The 16848-nt window shown below is 29.7% G+C and carries 13 protein-coding genes; 7 read left to right on the forward strand and 6 right to left on the reverse strand.

What is annotated here, in order from left to right; all coding sequences use genetic code 11:
- Window positions 1-75 precede the first annotated feature (75 nt).
- The gene (locus ACAM25_RS12730) at window positions 76-1122 is read left to right on the forward strand and encodes an MFS transporter (RefSeq protein ID WP_369610076.1); all 1047 of its coding nucleotides are present in this window, start codon (window positions 76-78) and stop codon (window positions 1120-1122) included.
- A gap of 481 nt (window positions 1123-1603) precedes the next feature.
- On the opposite strand, the gene ACAM25_RS12735 is transcribed toward ACAM25_RS12730, so the two are convergent.
- The 6 genes from ACAM25_RS12735 to ACAM25_RS12760 all read right to left on the reverse strand — a co-directional run bounded on the left by ACAM25_RS12735 (window position 1604) and on the right by ACAM25_RS12760 (window position 10406).
- On the reverse strand, window positions 1604-2329 hold the full coding sequence (locus ACAM25_RS12735; RefSeq protein WP_369610077.1) for a hypothetical protein: 726 nt from the start codon (window positions 2327-2329) through the stop codon (window positions 1604-1606).
- Window positions 2326-3372, reverse strand: a complete 1047-nt coding sequence (locus ACAM25_RS12740) for a nitric oxide response protein (protein WP_369610078.1) — start codon at window positions 3370-3372, stop codon at window positions 2326-2328. The genes ACAM25_RS12735 and ACAM25_RS12740 overlap by 4 nt, the downstream gene beginning before the upstream one ends.
- A 158-nt stretch (window positions 3373-3530) precedes the next feature.
- The gene (locus ACAM25_RS12745) at window positions 3531-4073 is read right to left on the reverse strand and encodes a methyltransferase domain-containing protein (RefSeq protein WP_369610079.1); all 543 of its coding nucleotides are present in this window, start codon (window positions 4071-4073) and stop codon (window positions 3531-3533) included.
- A gap of 198 nt (window positions 4074-4271) precedes the next feature.
- Window positions 4272-6362 carry a xanthine dehydrogenase family protein molybdopterin-binding subunit gene (locus tag ACAM25_RS12750; RefSeq protein WP_369610080.1) on the reverse strand — a complete coding sequence of 697 codons (2091 nt, stop codon included), beginning with the start codon at window positions 6360-6362 and terminating at the stop codon, window positions 4272-4274.
- A gap of 209 nt (window positions 6363-6571) precedes the next feature.
- Complete coding sequence (locus ACAM25_RS12755; RefSeq protein WP_369610081.1) at window positions 6572-8791, reverse strand: hypothetical protein; 2220 nt, start codon at window positions 8789-8791, stop codon at window positions 6572-6574.
- A gap of 1027 nt (window positions 8792-9818) precedes the next feature.
- On the reverse strand, window positions 9819-10406 hold the full coding sequence (locus ACAM25_RS12760) for a hypothetical protein (RefSeq protein WP_369610082.1): 588 nt from the start codon (window positions 10404-10406) through the stop codon (window positions 9819-9821).
- Window positions 10407-11065: 659 nt separating this feature from the next.
- Here ACAM25_RS12760 and ACAM25_RS12765 point away from each other — a divergent pair.
- The 6 genes from ACAM25_RS12765 (at window position 11066) to ACAM25_RS12790 (ending at window position 16780) form a co-directional block, all read left to right on the forward strand.
- Entirely contained in the window at window positions 11066-11206 is a 141-nt protein-coding gene (locus ACAM25_RS12765; protein WP_369610083.1) for a hypothetical protein, read from the forward strand.
- A gap of 743 nt (window positions 11207-11949) precedes the next feature.
- On the forward strand, window positions 11950-12387 hold the full coding sequence (locus tag ACAM25_RS12770; RefSeq protein WP_369610084.1) for a hypothetical protein: 438 nt from the start codon (window positions 11950-11952) through the stop codon (window positions 12385-12387).
- Window position 12388: 1 nt separating this feature from the next.
- A complete protein-coding gene (locus tag ACAM25_RS12775) occupies window positions 12389-13207 on the forward strand; it encodes a hypothetical protein (protein ID WP_369610085.1) in 819 nt (272 codons plus the stop codon).
- A 25-nt stretch (window positions 13208-13232) separates the two neighbouring features.
- Window positions 13233-15029 carry a protease pro-enzyme activation domain-containing protein gene (locus ACAM25_RS12780; protein WP_369610086.1) on the forward strand — a complete coding sequence of 599 codons (1797 nt, stop codon included), beginning with the start codon at window positions 13233-13235 and terminating at the stop codon, window positions 15027-15029.
- Window positions 15030-15063: 34 nt separating this feature from the next.
- On the forward strand, window positions 15064-15984 hold the full coding sequence (locus ACAM25_RS12785) for an ABC transporter ATP-binding protein (RefSeq protein ID WP_369610087.1): 921 nt from the start codon (window positions 15064-15066) through the stop codon (window positions 15982-15984).
- Window positions 15977-16780, forward strand: coding sequence for an ABC transporter permease subunit (locus tag ACAM25_RS12790; RefSeq protein WP_369610088.1), 804 nt, complete (start codon window positions 15977-15979; stop codon window positions 16778-16780). The genes ACAM25_RS12785 and ACAM25_RS12790 overlap by 8 nt, the downstream gene beginning before the upstream one ends.
- Window positions 16781-16848: the final 68 nt, after the last annotated feature.

Raw genomic sequence — 16848 nt, forward strand, 5'->3', positions numbered from 1 at the left:
AGAATTTCTAAATAATCTATATAGAGATATATAGTATGTTTATTTAAAGGCTAATTATTAATCTAAAAAGAGTTGATGAGGAATATAATTGGTAGTTTTTTATCAACTTTGGCTGAGTGGTATTCATTTTTCCTCTTTTCACAGCTATCATTTGTAATTTTTCCCTTCTACATTTTTATTTTAGGATTTATCTTTAGATTTCTGGGAGGAATTATATTTGGATATTTAGGTGATAGAATAAATAGAAAAATCGCTTTAATTATTATAAATCTACTGATAAGTATTTTCTCGCTTCTCTTATTTTTCTTCTTAAATACTTTTACTCTTATCTCGTACAGAGTAATTCAAGGATTAACATTAGGTGGAGAATGGGGAGGAGCTTCAACAATTTTGTTAGAGGCTTATGCAAAAAGTAAAATGAGAGGTTTTATCCTTAGCTTAATTCAGTTAACTGTTCCTTTGGCAATTATCCTATCTTCAATCTCTATTTTAGTAGATTGGAAAATCTCACTGCTCGTAATTTCTGCAATTTCACTGATTTCAATACCGCTAATTAGTGAAAGTATGACAGTAAGTGAGAAAACTAACTTTCCCTTACTCGACGCAATAAAAGAGGATTGGGATGGGATACTGAAGGCTATAGGAATAAAGGTTAGTGAAAGTGCAATTTTTTATCTTTTTACATCTTATGTTTTTTACTTAGGCTATAAAGTAACTGGAATTGTAATAATAGCTACATCACTTCAACTCTTTCTCATTCCATTCTTTGGCTATTTAAGTGACATAATAGGAAGAAAGAGAGTAGAGTATATTGGTCTTTCCTTCCTCATTTTCTCTCTACCATTTTTCCCTAATTTTTTAGGAGAAGTATTTATGAGTATTTCAGATTCAGCACTTTATGCTCCTCAATCGTCAATATTTACTGAAATATTTAAGAAGAAATATAGGTATACGGCCTCAAGCATTTCATATCAATTAGCAAGTTTAATTGGTGGAACTATTCCCTCGATCCTTCTTTATTCTTTAAAAGCTAATCTCTTTCTTGTAATTTTACCTTTCCTTCTTGTAAGCTTTATTTCCCTTCTCATAATTTCAGAAACTAAAAGCATATATCCTCGTTAATACGCATACTAACCTAAACATTTAAGTTTTTTAGATATTAAATGAGCAAATACTGTTCTTCCACTAGTTGAAATTGGCTCTTTTATAGCGTTAAAAATACAATATTCTAGGAAAATTGGCCTTATAACTAAGGTATTCTATGGATATATTTCTTATCATCTATTATATTTGTGATATTATTTCAATCTTATATTATAAGGAAAAACTGCATAATGTCGTCAAATAGGTAAAAATTTAAGGTATCTATGATCTCTATCTAAAGATTGAAAGATAAAGATTTGTATACGAATAGTGTTAAAATGTCCAAAGAAGTTGTAGAAATAAGTTATATCTTAACTACGACTATATGCACGCTCTCAAGGTTTTAAACTGAAGTTTTTAGTTTTACTAAAAGTGACGAGAAATTTAGGCTTTATATTGATTCTTTTTTATCTTCCATGACTAGAGCATTTTATAGATAAATAAATTAACTATCTTTTTGTTATATATGCAAATACATTACTGAAATAGTGTAAGTTATTGTAAGAACTCCTAGAAATATTAGATCTTTTTTAGATCCATTCTTTCCTAAATCTTTAATTTCTTTCACTGATTTTAGCTTATCTCCAGGGTTAAAGAATCGGAAGCTTGGTTCTATTAATGATACTAAAGTTAAAGGGAATTTTATACTTAAAAAGAATAGAAGCAATAGTGAGATAAACCAACTTATCTGAGGCGCTTTTTTACTTAATTTTCTGAACGGTATTTTATATTCCACATAAAGTGCTCCGGTAAAGATATAAAGAAGCCAATATATTGATGGTAGTAGAAATAACAAATTATTGACAAATGTTGCCCAAACGATTGACAACGAAGCCTCAAATGCTGTACCAACCACCGTTCCCCACATTGTTGCTTTTAAGTAATAAAGAAGGAAAGTAAGAATTAATAACGATATAGGTATTAGCAAATAAATATTTAAGTTCATAAAAAGATAAGGCACAACTGCTGGAATAATTAATAATATGTCCTTATCTCTTATCTTTAAACTCATTGCTCTTGGTTGTAAATACTCCATTATAGGAAGCGTATAAGCTATAATAGGAATTAATATTATTGCTCTTAGCCAATTTATTTCAAATGGTACTAAAGAAACTATATAGGATAATACTCCTAAAAAATAGAGGGCATGATTTCTTATTTTACCTTTTGTATCTGACTTATTCATCTTACTCTCACCTTAATAATTTGCCTTAAAGTTAAGACAAAAAACGAAATTATACCAATCCCTTGAAGAGGGGCTGATAAAATAAAAAATGAAAGGGAAATTCCAAAATCATAAAGGATCCTCATAATTAAACCAAAGTTTAAGATGGCGAAAGGGATGTAGGAGGGTTTTGCTACAAGTCTTTTACCGAAAGCATTGATAAACATATCCATCAATACCACATCCACTCCAAATACTGTATTAAAGAGAAAACCAACTGCAATAGCATGAATACACACATCATAATTTCCTACAAAAATTGAAGCTAATAGTAAGTAAAGCCAAGCTGTGAAGAGGTGAATAATAGGATATTTTCTTCCTTTAAATTTGTAAAGACCCGAAGCATGAAATGATAAAATCCATGAAAGAATTAAGAATTCCCAGCCATGAGGGTAAAAGCTCATTCCCAAAATTAACAAGATAAAAGCTAGCACATTTTCCCAACTTCTTGAAACTCTCACTCCAGTTACTAAAGCAATATCTCTATTCATTACTGCAATAATCAAACTAGCTGGGTAAACTAAGTTTAAATAAGGTATTACATAACCTAATCCAATTTGAATTGCCAAAATTGCAGTAGAAATCATTATAGAGAAGAATAGTAGATAATTGTAAGTCATTGGTTTAAGTCCTATCTTAGAATACCCTAGGTATTCCTTTGAATACATAAGTAAAATAAACATAGAAATTAAGGCAAATAACAATCCTATACTTCTATTAAATATAAAGGATACTGAGCCAAGAATGGTAGTTACCAGAAATGCTAATATAATCCTATCGTCAGCTTGTTCACCTCTCCACTCAACGCTTAAAGCAACTAATATTTCATTTCCTATCAAAGCGCCAAAGAAACCGTAAATCATTATAAACCAATGCGCTGGGAATAAATTATAAGTAGGATTTAATGGAAATCCTTGCATACTCATAAATTCAAGAACTCCCGGAATACCCCCAAGGAAAAGTAAAACTATGCCAGAAAGCATTAACACAAATGGCAATTTCATATGCGATGTTTAGTTTGATAAAAATAAATTAGTAATACCTAAATTATTAGGGTTGGTTAAATTAAAGATATTCTTTGATATATGATTAGTCCCTTTAAAGTAAAATTTATTCAGTAGCATAAGAATAAATAATGAAGTAATTCTTAGCAAGTTTATAGTCATTTTTCATCGCCTCTTTTTCTCATAATAGATATAAAGATTCCCTGATCTTGATGGAAGTACTCTTCTTTAAAAGGAAAGTCCTTTCTCATATTCCTTACAATATCTAAATCAACTAGAATGAGATAGTGATCATCTTTTAGGACTCTGTTGATTTCTTCTATCTTCTCTTTTCTCTCCTTCTTAGGAACGTTATAAAAATAAAGTACTGTGTATATTAAGTCGATAGAGGAAGAACGGAAAGGTAATGGAAACAAGTTTTGCACTATATCAACCTTACCTTTGACCGGTTTTGTCCACTTCTCAATTTCTCCTTCTTTCCAATCATCTATTCCAATAATATCACCTTTCTTTAAATTTTCTTTAATTATTTTCGTAATTAAACAATTTCCACATCCTAACTCAACAACCTTCTTAGGAGAAAGAGAAAGAACAAATTTACTTACAAATTTACCATAGTAAAGTTCCTCATCTACTGTAATTCCCATCCTCTTGAAAGGTCTTATATTATATGCATTTATACTATCAAAAAGTGAAGACATACGTAAAAATAAATAAAATTAGATAATTTATTTTTATCACCTAAAACATTAGCAATGTCTTTTTAAATTAACTTATTATATTTCTTTCTCCTTTCATGATCCTTTAATAATTGTTCTAGAACAAAATATCTTTCTCTTTCACACCGTTTTTGGAAGGTCCCTTAGATTCGGATCAACTTTCTCTCCGCTTCTGAATATTTAATAATAATCTAATTCATCCAATCTTATAGGCACTTTGGTTATTTTTCTTTTTAGAACATCTTCTACTGCACTAGTTACTGCAGCCACAGCAACTCCAACTGGGATTTCTCCAATTCCCTTAACACCACCTGGAGTAATGGGGGAAGGAGTAGGTACTATATTAACTTCAATCTCTGGTAAATCAGCTGCTGTGGGTAAGCCGTAATCAGCTAAACTTGTAGTTAATAAGTTTGCATTATCGTCGTATACGTACGCTTCATATAACGCAATCGAAATTCCTATGGCAGTCCCTCCAATTATTTGCTCTTTAACTAGATCTTCATCTATCGGATTTCCCGGATCAATATAAACTACGTGCTTTATTGGTTTAATTCTTCCATCTTCAATTCTAACTACAGCTAAATCACATGCAAAAGGATAAGCATTATACCTATACTTCCCTTGTAATGTAAAAGTATAATCTACTTCCTCGCCTTCGAATTGAGTTATACTAAGTTTGCCATGTTCTCCTTCAAAATAGCCATTCTTATACTCGACTTTTCCTAGCAAGTTTTCCGCTTTTCTCTTAAGCTTAGCTTTAAGCTCCTCTACTGCCCCTGAAATTGCGCCATATGTAAATGCAGCCATTCTACTCCCTCCAGGTCCAAAGGAAGATGGTAAAATTGTATTGTCAACTATTTCATAAGTAACGTTTTCAATAGGAACTTCAAGTAGTTTTGACACTAATAACATAGCAGTATGTTCATTACCTTGTCCTTCAGGTCCAAAACCTAACGAAACGACAATTTTTCCATTCCTTATTGATAATTTAACCCTTTCACTACCTGAAGGCGTACTTGGGTCTGTCGATAACGCTAAACCTACACCAGTCCTTTCATCTCTCATAGAGAATATATCCTTTCTTGAGAGAGCAAGTTCTAGCAAACCTCTAGGGTTTCCGGAATCATAATAGGCGAAACCGGAATCATAAGGAAAAGAGTCTATAGCATTAATTCTCCTTATCTCAGCTCTATCAATCCCTAATTCATCAGCTACAGCATCCATAACTCTTTCTAATGCCCATGTATGAGGTGGTGTTCCTGCTCCTCTAAACGCTCCCGGCGGGTTCTTATTTGTTGCAACTAATGTAGCTGTATATCTTATTCCGGGTATTTTATATGGCCCAGTTAAATGCCCTAAAGGCTTAAAAGGTTGTCCATTTTCCTTTGAAGCACCAACGTCTTCCCAAATGTGGAAGTCAAGAAAGTTAACTTTTCCAGAAGTCTCATAATAAACATGAATCTTGAACTTCCTTTCTGGACCACTTGCATTAGATGCTTGTAAGTGTTCAGTCCTCGTCTCTATCCACTTTATTGGTACTTTGAATTTTAAAGACGCAAATCCTAAAACAGCTAAATATTTGCCTAAAGAGAATTTGGAACCAAAACTTCCTCCTTGTCTTGCATTCTTATGTATTACCCTTACACCTAAAGCTCTTTCAATTTCTGCAGAAACAGCATTTCCTGCTTGTAAATTTGAAATTATTTCTATAGCGTTTTCCTTAGGATAAATAATAGCACCAAAGGGTTCTATTGGATTTCCACTACTTTTTGACCAATATAAATCCAGCTCTAGATGCTTTCCTTGAGAAGAAATCTTACCAAATTCAAATGTTTGTTCTTTAACTATATTGGTTTTAAGCTCATCAAATACATAAACTTCGCCTTTAAGCGCTTTTTCTATGTTTGGAATAGGTTCTAATGGTTCATAATCTACTTGAACTAATTCCGCTAAGTCTGTTGCTTCGTATGGATCATTAGCTAAGACTAGTGCTACTGGTTGGCCTACATATAATGCCTTCTTTGTTGCAATTACTAAAGTTGATAAGCTGGCTCCTTCTCTATCTCCAGATTCAACTGCTTTAGCCATTATATCTTTTCCAGTTAATACTTGTGCTCCATGTTTAATAGCATCAGAAGCGTCAATATTTCTTATTAATGCATGTGGATAAGGACTTCTAACAAAAATCGCATATTTACCTTTAAAGGGATAGTCATCTATATAATTGCCTTTTCCTATAAGTAATTGTTCGACATCAAACCTTTTCATAGGTTATAATAAGAGGACAAGTATTAAACGTTATCATTAGCAGTTACAAATAGTTTTTAAAGTATAATGGTTTACGTAGTAAATACAACGTAATCTACAATTAGCTTTAAGAATGAATCCGTTACATTTTGATGACATGATTAACGATGTGGAGATGATATCAGATTTGCAAGATATATCTTAAAGAGAGAAAGTTTTCTGCTTATTATTCATAAATTTCGTGTTAAGTTAAAATTCATAAAAGTAGCTTCTGCGTAACCACTTAATGTAGTACCTACTATAAATATAAAATTTACATTAGATGTATAGTAGTTATTCTCCTCAGCAATTTTATATATTTCACTAAAGTTTATACTAATTTTTGTTGTATTTTCTAGGATAACATAAAGATTATTGTTGGGATGATAGCAAGCTGAGACATTGGAATAGCCTATCCATATCTGGTCTTTACCATTATTTATTTCAATACCATAAAAAACAACTGGATAACCATTCGAGACTATAGAGAAATTACTTATATTTGATGAAATTCTACTGATTTGAAATGTGTAAGTATAGTTATGTAAACCTAAATAAGTCAAATTTACACAAGGATTAATTAATTGAGATGCTGCCCATCCTTCTCTTGTTAAATTCTTCACTGCATACAAAGTTAAAATTCCCGGAGAATAAGTTGTATTGTTCAATTCTCGATAAATATACCAAGCATAACCTGCTTGATCGTTAGGCCCAAAATACCATCCATAAGGATAAGATTTTAAGTTAACAGTGTAACTTGCTAAAGCTAAATATGGATTCTGAAATGGATAGTAAGTGTCGTTATTAAAAATGGACTCATAATAAGCACGAATATTACCATAATAACCAACGATTACAAAAGGATTATTATAATTTAGTAAATCAACAAACGTCCTTGGATAGATACTTATAATGTTTAATCCAGGATGTAAAGATGCATTAGCTATCCATAATAGACCATTAGTCTGTATAGTATTTGTCGGTGGAGTAGGATAATAGGGTAGAATTCTAAAGCTTAGTGGCAAAGACCTAGGATCACCAGGTTGGGGATTATAATATATTTCAAGGGTTATTTCGGTAACGATATTGTTGAGCATTAAGGGGTCTGAAGCCTTTGCTGATACAATAACAACTGAGGAAGAATAAGGTCTAGTAAATAAAAAACCTGCAACGACCATACTTATTAAGATAACTGGAAGGAGTTTCTTAAGATCGAGTCTAACTTTATTCTCAGTTTCAACTTTTGAGGATTCCGGTAACATGATTAAAGCCAAATAAGGCCAGTAGATTAGATAACTCAATAATAGTCTATCGTAGAAAAAGAAAACTAAGACAGGATAGGCTGGAAAAGTATATTTTAGCCTATCATAGTATAAGATGTAAATGTAAATAAATGTAAGATAAACTATAGCTGGTAAAACGTAAAATGTTATTCTTCCTACATGGATAGCTCCGGTGAAATTTAATGCTGAGATTCCCAGACCTACACCTAATATAGGCTGTGTTGCTATACCAGATACACTATCAATCCATGTGATAGGAGAAGAGACAATAAATGGTAAGTTAATAAAAACAAAAGTTAGGCTTGCTATAAGCAAGTATCTAATCATTTGAAAGGAGGATTTATAAATATCCTTATAGAGAAAATAAAGATAAAAAGGTAAAATAATTAATGCAGTTTGCTTATAAGAAATAGCTAAACCCAAGAGTATTGAGGAAATGATAGGTTTCTCTTTATAAACATAGGACAAAGCAACTAAATCAGTCCAAACTATATCAGTGACTCCACCAATAGAATAGAACATCCAGTTAATGTTAATTAAGAGAGAAACAAGGGCTAAAATAATTGCTAGAATTGATGTATTTATTTTTTTAAAATAAAAGAAGATAATGATATATGACAACAAATTAAATACAATAAGGAGAAGATCTGGAGGTGCATTTAGAAGGGCAAACGGTACTTGAAGAAGGAAAGATAATGCGGGATATTGTAAGGTATCTACATAGCCGCCATATACAGTAGGAGTTATAAAGAAGGGCAAAACCTCATTTGGGAGAAGTTCGAATTTATAAGTATATGGATTAATACCGTGAATTACCAATTTAGCTGCAGAATAGTCTATGAATATTTCATCTGTCCCATATCTTGGGAAAGAATGATAATATCCAATAATAAAAGTAATAACAGAGGCTAGAGTTAAGGAAAATAAAACATATTCGTACTTTTCAGAGTATTTTCTAATAAAAAGAGAAATAAATAGTGATATAAATCCAAAGACTATAAGAAGCCAGGTCGAAATTTCTGTTGAAGGATTTATATATCCCCCAGACGACCAGACTTGATTAGCAAATATGAAGACTAATATTGAAAGTAAAAATCCTGACATCTTAAGCTGTAAAGATTTTTCCATATTTTGAAAGAATTTACAATATATATAAAAAACTAATCGTAAGTTTAGTCTTGTGGAGCTTCAAACATTTATTTGAGGTGATATGGTAATTTCATAAAGACTTTACCTCTTTTCAATATGATACAAGATATGTGAGTAAACTATATGAGTTTTAGCTCGTTCTTATGTTATTAAATAAAATAATCCAAAGCTTTCCGGAATACCTATATTCATCAATTTATCATTATATTACTCATTAATCTAACGCTATCCATTATGAAGGGTTTGGTCTCAACTAATTTAATTTAGTATTCAACCCGGGAATTTCATCAAAGTCTTAATTATTTTTCTCTTGCTAAATATGAATGAGTTATAGTATTAGAGACGAGAACACGTAATGTCTCCATATTCTTCATGGAAAACTCCATCTTGTATTTAGAAAAACTTAAATGTTTTAATTTTTCATCACTATTCTAGCATTTACCATACACATTTAGGATGAGATCTAGAAATATGTCGCACAAAGAGGATTTAAATATAACACTTTTATAGAAACTGTTTTAATGGTATATAAGTAACTAAACTATTTCTTACTTTTAGTGTTTTCGATAAAAATAATTAATCATATGATTTCATACAACATAATAACGTTACTAGAAGTAAAAATTCAGTGATTTTTATCATTAGTAGTTTATGGTTTGTTTTTGCTTAACTATTCATAATCTTATTATTAATTATTTTGGGAAGAGCAGTAGTAGTTTATGTATTTAGTGCAAGTCTACTTACGAGAAGTTTTGATGGGATCATGTAAAGTTACTCAAGGCTTTTCTCATTATGCTTAGAACTATAAAGTACGTATTTTGTGTTATTAATAGTCAAATTTGATAACGAAAAATTTGATAACTAATACATTATTATGTGCTTAATCGAAATACTAAAGATGATATATCATGGTTATAAATATGCATTTTTATGCGTTATATTAAAACAATTTATTAGTTATATTTTGATAAAGATGAGCAAATAGATACGTTAATAGGAGTTTATATTAACGTATATTAGAGTACGAGATCTTCGATAATTGATTATCAATATTTAGCTTTATAAGCATTAATTTTCCCTTTTCTAAAAGTCTTACGAGTACTCCACTTTCAACGTCGAAGAACATATTTACTTCCAAGTTTATAAAATCTTTTTTTCCTACAATAGAGAATTTATAACTTTTTATTGACCCAGCATCGCATACGGCATCAGTTATTCCAACGTCAAATCGTGTGACATTTAATGGAAAATTTTTGAATAAATTGTCAACATTAACTTGAGACATTCCCTTACTATTTATCACATCAATATATTTTTTCGGAATTATTGGAAAATTTGAACCAAAATTTTGCGATAGGTCATGCTCATAAACACCAGGTTCAATCTTCATTAATACAATTTTTTCTATATCTATTTCTGATACATCTCTTGCTAGCAATAAATTTTCATCTGTTGACACTTTATATGTTAGTTTGCTATTGTCAACATTAAGAATAGTATATAATACTTTTCCAGCATATTTTTTATGTAGGAATGATGCTAAAAATTCTATATTTATTTTATACTCTAGTACCAAACCAGGTCTTAGTTGCATCACCTAAATAATATATAATGTATATAATAAATCTTAATGAACAGTATCTTATTATTATAAATTGTTATTATGTTAAAATAATTTATATAAAAATGAATTATAGAAAAAAAATAAAAAACTTACTTTTTATCTTTATCCAGCTAGGGACTGAAGGAGGCTAACTAATAGGCTTAATACTGCTTGTAGTAGTTGTTCTAATAGCTGGAGTACTACTTGTAGAATACTTGATAAGGCGGATGTTGCGGCCATTTTTGGTCTGTATATTCTTTATGAATAATACGTATAAATATTTTATTGATAAGTAACTTGTTTACTAATTCAAAAAAGGAAAATATGAAGCTATAATACTTTATTCAGCAGATCGGCTTGACCGTTTAAAATCTATTTGACTAAAATACTCTATATAAATTTAACCTTGTAAACCCTTTATTTGGAACGATATTAGAATCTATTAATTTCTATTTAAAGCCTTAAGTTATATTTTTATTTTATATAAAAAAATTCTTATCTCCATAGATTATATCTTATTTTAATATATATAAAGTTTTACGTATTCATATATGTTTTATGATAGAGTTAAATAGATTTTCAATAAGTAAACAGACATTACAATCAAAAATATTTTTATACTTAAATATCTATATTAAAATAGACCAAATATGTTATTTGTAGAAAGTCTATTAGGACTAGATTCAGCATTAAATGGTCTAGTAAGTGCTCTAGTATCTCTTTTGCAGAATCTATTAGCTTTAGTAGTACAACTGCTACAAACCTTGTTAGGTGCCTTAGCTAGTCTCTAAAAAAAGATAATTTTTTTTATTTTATTTATTATTAAATTATATAGCAATATTTAGTTTTATTTTATATAATTTTAGTTATATAAAACCTTTTTTACCAAATATTTTAGGATAGATAATTGGAATCTAAGGAGTTTTCGATTATAGATGTTATATCAGTCAGAATGTAATACATTAAAATTAAAGATATAAGAAGTTCTATTTCTTTTAGTGTAACATTTATTTTCATTGTTTTCTACTTAATATAATTACATCTGTTAGAGATAATTGAAATATAGTCTTAACATGAAAATTACTTTATTTTACGATTTATTTTTTCGATATTGTTCAGTTGCAGTCATGAAAATCAACAAATAATAGATATAAATTGTAATCAACATTATTTTCTATGTATTATGCGATCCTCACAAATGAGTTTTTGTATATTTACGAGAACTGACTTTGCGTATATATAATTTCTTTATGTTTTTAATTATTTTTACATATTACATACTAATTTACATGACTGTATTCAAAGAGTCCTTTTTCTTTTCGTAATACTAGTTCCTTATAATATTCTAGATAAACATGATATTACAATACTTAATCCTTATTTATAAAGTAATGATTATCGAGATAAGAAATGCTCTCTATAAGCTTTTTTATTCATAGTTGCAATAAATTTTGTATCTCCATAGCGATACTACTTACATACTCTATTCATAAGAGGATAAATTTTATAAATGGCATTTGCAATTTTATATTTAATGAATAGAAGAACTACAAAAGAGAATAATGGCAATCTAAAAACTTATCACATAGTCTTCCCATATTATGTCTTTGAAAATTGGTTTGAACTCCTTTCTGAGGAGAACAAAGAACGTAAAAAGATATTAAAAGCTCCATTAGAGTTTGATTTCTTTCTTAAGTCATTAGCTGAATATTTTCCATATAGGCAAATTGAAGAAATTTTAAGAATTTTGGCTGAGTATAAAATAATTCCTTATGTTTTAGACTATACTACTATATGGAAAAGGTTACAAAATGTCAACAATAAGCAAGCAATGAATATGCCTAGAAAAAAATCTAATAAGTTACTTAAATTAACTTTAGTTTTAGATAAAGGTAAAAATAAGATTGTGTCTGTTCAAATAAATATAGAAGATAAAAATAATGTTGTATCTTTTACATATAGTGGTGCATAATATGAGAGAGAAAAATTATTTACAGAATATTATTATATTAGCCTTTCTTGGTTTTCTTGTAACTTCTACCTTTAGTATAGCTAACGTTTATTTTATACCCAATTATGTTGTTAAAGATTCTAATTATACATATAAAGTAATTATGTCTATAAGCGGTTTTGGGGGATTAATAAGTGAAACAAAAAGTGGTTTTGTAATATATAAAATAGACAATTATTCTTCAGATAATTTCACATTTACTGTAACATCATTTGGTAATCTGTTTACCTATCTAAAGGATGAGAACATAAATCCACAAAAAATTCTATTAGTTTATGTAAATAACGGAACATATACAATAAACTATAATGAATCATTAAAATTCCCTTCTATTAGTTTTTATTTGTTACAAAAAATAAGAGAAAACGAAACTATAATGGTTATTACTACTAATGCTGGATCCTTTTATGTTTATAAAATAAACCAAAGTTTATCCAAAAATGGTGAGCAAGGAATTGTTAATCTTTATGTGGATAATAGTTCTGGTTTATTAATAGAATTAAATGAGTATGCGTCAGACACATTAGGATCAGTAAATATTACTTTTGAGTTATATAACTTTACTCAAGTTTTAAATTCTTCTAATAAGAATAATACTTTATCTTCCACTTCTTTTAGCAAATCAAATTTTGCCAATAGCTCGCAATTAAATTTAAATAATTCTTTAACTTATGATAGTACTTCAAAAAATGATAATTATCTTATAGCAGTTGCAATAGTTGGTGTAATTATATTCAGCGTATTGCTTTTTCGTAATAGGTTTATTAAACGAAAGTTTTAAATAATTCTTAAATATAATTATATATATGAATAGGAATACTAGTTTAATAGTAATATTTTTGATTTTGTTAATAGCAGAAGTGAGTAGTCAATCTATAGTAAGTCTATCGTATTCACAACCATATTACTTAGTATATAACTCCCCGTTCTATTCACTAATTTATCAGTCCGAATATGTTGGACCACTGAACGGATCTCAAGTAATATACTTTGCAGTAGTACTTAATTTTACGAACTTTTCCAGTCTGATGCAAACTACAAATGAAATTTTAAATCATGTAATGGGATTTATGTCACCACAACAATTCAGAGAATATTATTATCCATCTACCTCATATATAAACTCAGTAATCTCGTATATGAAATCTTACGGAATTTCATTCATAGGACAGTACGGATTATTATTAATTTTTAAAGGTACAGTGAATGAAGTGGAGAATGCGTTTAATACTTATATTAATCTTTACTTCTATCCTACTGGAGAAATTTTTTGGTTTGGAGAACCAGGATTGCTGACATTCGTGCCATTTTATTTTTACGCAAATAATGTAACGCCATCATTGCCTTATAATATAGGTAAGCATATTATTGGAATAATTGGACTAAATAGTATAGACCCTACTATTTATCCCTCTCTTTACAATTCTAACTTTCAATTAGCTTCTAATCCATTAATATCAAATGTTACTGTAACTCCCTCTATAATAGCCCAATATTTTAATTTTACTAAAGTCTATGAAGAAAATAAGCTAGGTCAAGGTATGAGTATAGGAATTATAGGTGAACCCGAAAGTTATGTGAATTCTTCCGATATTTATCATTTTTGGAATAAATTTAGCATAGTACCTCGAGAAGGTAAGTTAAACGTTATAGTTTTTGGGAGTAACACTAGTGAAGGAGAAAGCGCTGAAAATGAAATGGATGCTGAATGGGCTGGAGTTTTAGCGCCTGATGCTAACATATATATTGTATTTAGCGACGGTTATGTAGGTGGGAATAAAATGATAGGGAATTTACTTAACTATTACTATGAATTCTATTATATGATTAATTACATTAATCCAGATGTTTTATCAGTTTCTGTTGAATTACCTGAATCATTTCTCGCTGCATATGATCCTGTAATGTTGTATGCCATTAATAATCTTCTTATTCAAGCAGCAGATCAAGGAATATCAGTTATTGCTGCAGCAGGTGATTGGGGTTACGAAAGTAATTTCCCTCCCATAGATTTTATGATTAATGTTCAAAACACTATATGGTTCCCTGCAAGCGACCCATTAGTAACCTCTGCTGGTGGTATATTTGTTAATGTTTCTTCTACTGGTAAGGTTCTAAATATAAGCGGATGGGATTATAGTACTGGTGGTTTTAGCGTAGTTTTTTATGGGCAGTCATACGAGATGAATTCCTTAATTCCTGGAACATTAACGCTTTTCAGAAAATACCCAGATATAGCGTTTGTTGCTGATGGAGGATATAATATCACAGAATATGGTTCTGGTTTACCAATGATTTATAATGGAAGTACTTATTACTGGTTCGGTACAAGTGGAGCGGCTCCTATGACAGCTGCAATGGTTGTATTATCGGGTCATAGACTTGGATCCTTAAACTATATCTTTTATTATATTTCGTACAGTGGTGAAATTGATATAAACGGTTATGAGATGCAAGGCTTACCACCATGGATACCAATTACTTCTGGTTACAATCCAATGCCTGCTACATACGGTTGGAACTATGTGACTGGAATAGGTACATATAATGCGTATGCTATGGTCTATGATCTAGATTTGATCTATAGTGTTGTGTATGGATAAAAGTTTTAATATATCCATTTTTTATATATACTTAATGTCAATTGAAGTTTCTAATCTCGTTAAGACTTTCGGAAAAGTTGTTGCGCTTGAAGATATATCTTTTAAGATTTCTTCTCCGGGTTGTTATGGAATTTTAGGTCCTAACGGGGCAGGTAAAACAACCCTTTTTAAGATTATGTCTACTTTAATTAAACCAACAAATGGTTCTGTGAGAATTAATGATTATGACGTATTTAAAGATAGGGAAAAAGCTTTAAAGAACACAGCATTTTTAGTAGGAACTCCAGAACCTTATGACTATCTTACAGTAAAAGAATTTATTGAATTTGCTGCTAAACTTAGAGGAAAAAAAGTTGATGTTAAGAGTTTAAAAGAAGAGTTAGATTTACCGGATTTAAGATCAAGATGTGGCGTTCTATCAAAGGGGCAAAAAAGAAGAGTGTATTTAGCTGCTCTTTTAGCACAAGATCCTCAAATTCTAGTTTTAGACGAGCCCACAGATGGGCTTGACCCAATAGAGATTTATGTTATAAAAAACATAATAAAAAAACTGAAGAAAGAGAAAATAGTAGTCTTTTCTTCGCATATTTTGTCTGAAGTCCAAGAATTATGTGACTATATAATAATTATAAAAAGAAGATTGCTATGGCAGGGCAGTAAAGAGAAACTTATGAGGATGTTTTCACCAAAAAGTTTGAGAATAGAATTTCTTTATCCAATATTTATAGAAGAAATTAAAAATTTAATAGGTGATATTTCTACTAATATAGAACAAGTAGAAGATAGTAATAGAACATTTATTGTTCATTATTCAGGTAATGATAATGATCGGCAAAAAATTCTAGAAAGATTAATAAAATTAGGAATACGAAGTTTCACAGATAACACATCTACATTAGAAGAAAGTTATATTAGATTATTAGAAAGATTTGATAAGGTGATAAATTATGATTAGTAAGTCAAGTAACTTATGGCTTATTATATCTTCAAATTTCAAATTTTATTATAGATCAAAAAGGTTTCAAATTCTATTACCATTATCATTAGCAATATCTTACATAAATGTAATTCTGGTGTTCTTACATATTGTTACTAAGCCATCTAGTCCTTATACTTTCATGGATGCTACATTATCTTATTATTTACCATTATTTATTGTAATAGCGGGATTATTTGGAGGAGATTTAATAAGTAAGGACTTTAGCAGAGAAGGTCTTTTTACGTTGTCACAACCTTTAAAAAGAGAGACAATATTTGTAGCTAGATTTATATCAGCACTAATAGCTTCAATTATAGCTGTTTTAATATTCTTAGCGGGGGTTATGTCATCTACACTTCTGTTATATTCACATCTAGTTGGCAATTGGCCTCTAATAATTGCCTTTTCAATATTTGGTATGGCATCATTACTAGCTTTTACTTCGTTATTTAGTACTTTAAGTAAGAATCCCTCAATATCAATAACTATATCTATATTTGTTCTTCTAATAATCTTTCCTCTAATAGAAGCTATTCTTACTGATATCCAGTATGAACCATGGTTCCTTATAATCTATGGTTTAACCGTAATATCCAACGTTGCAGAACCTACTTATCCTCCTCATATACTCAAGGAAGTAACAACAAATGGAATTCAACGTATCTATAACGTTACAATTCCGGAAAGTATAGAAATACTTCTCTCTTATTTTATTATAAGCATCTTACTTTCAATTATAGTTTATAGATCACGTCAACTATCTGAAATCTAATATTCTTTTATCTATATAAAGCTTATGTTGATACTGGTATATATTTATTAGAACTTTGGTTATAATAT

The organism is Sulfurisphaera javensis (assembly GCF_041154675.1).
GTDB classification, from domain to species: domain Archaea; phylum Thermoproteota; class Thermoprotei_A; order Sulfolobales; family Sulfolobaceae; genus Sulfurisphaera; species Sulfurisphaera javensis.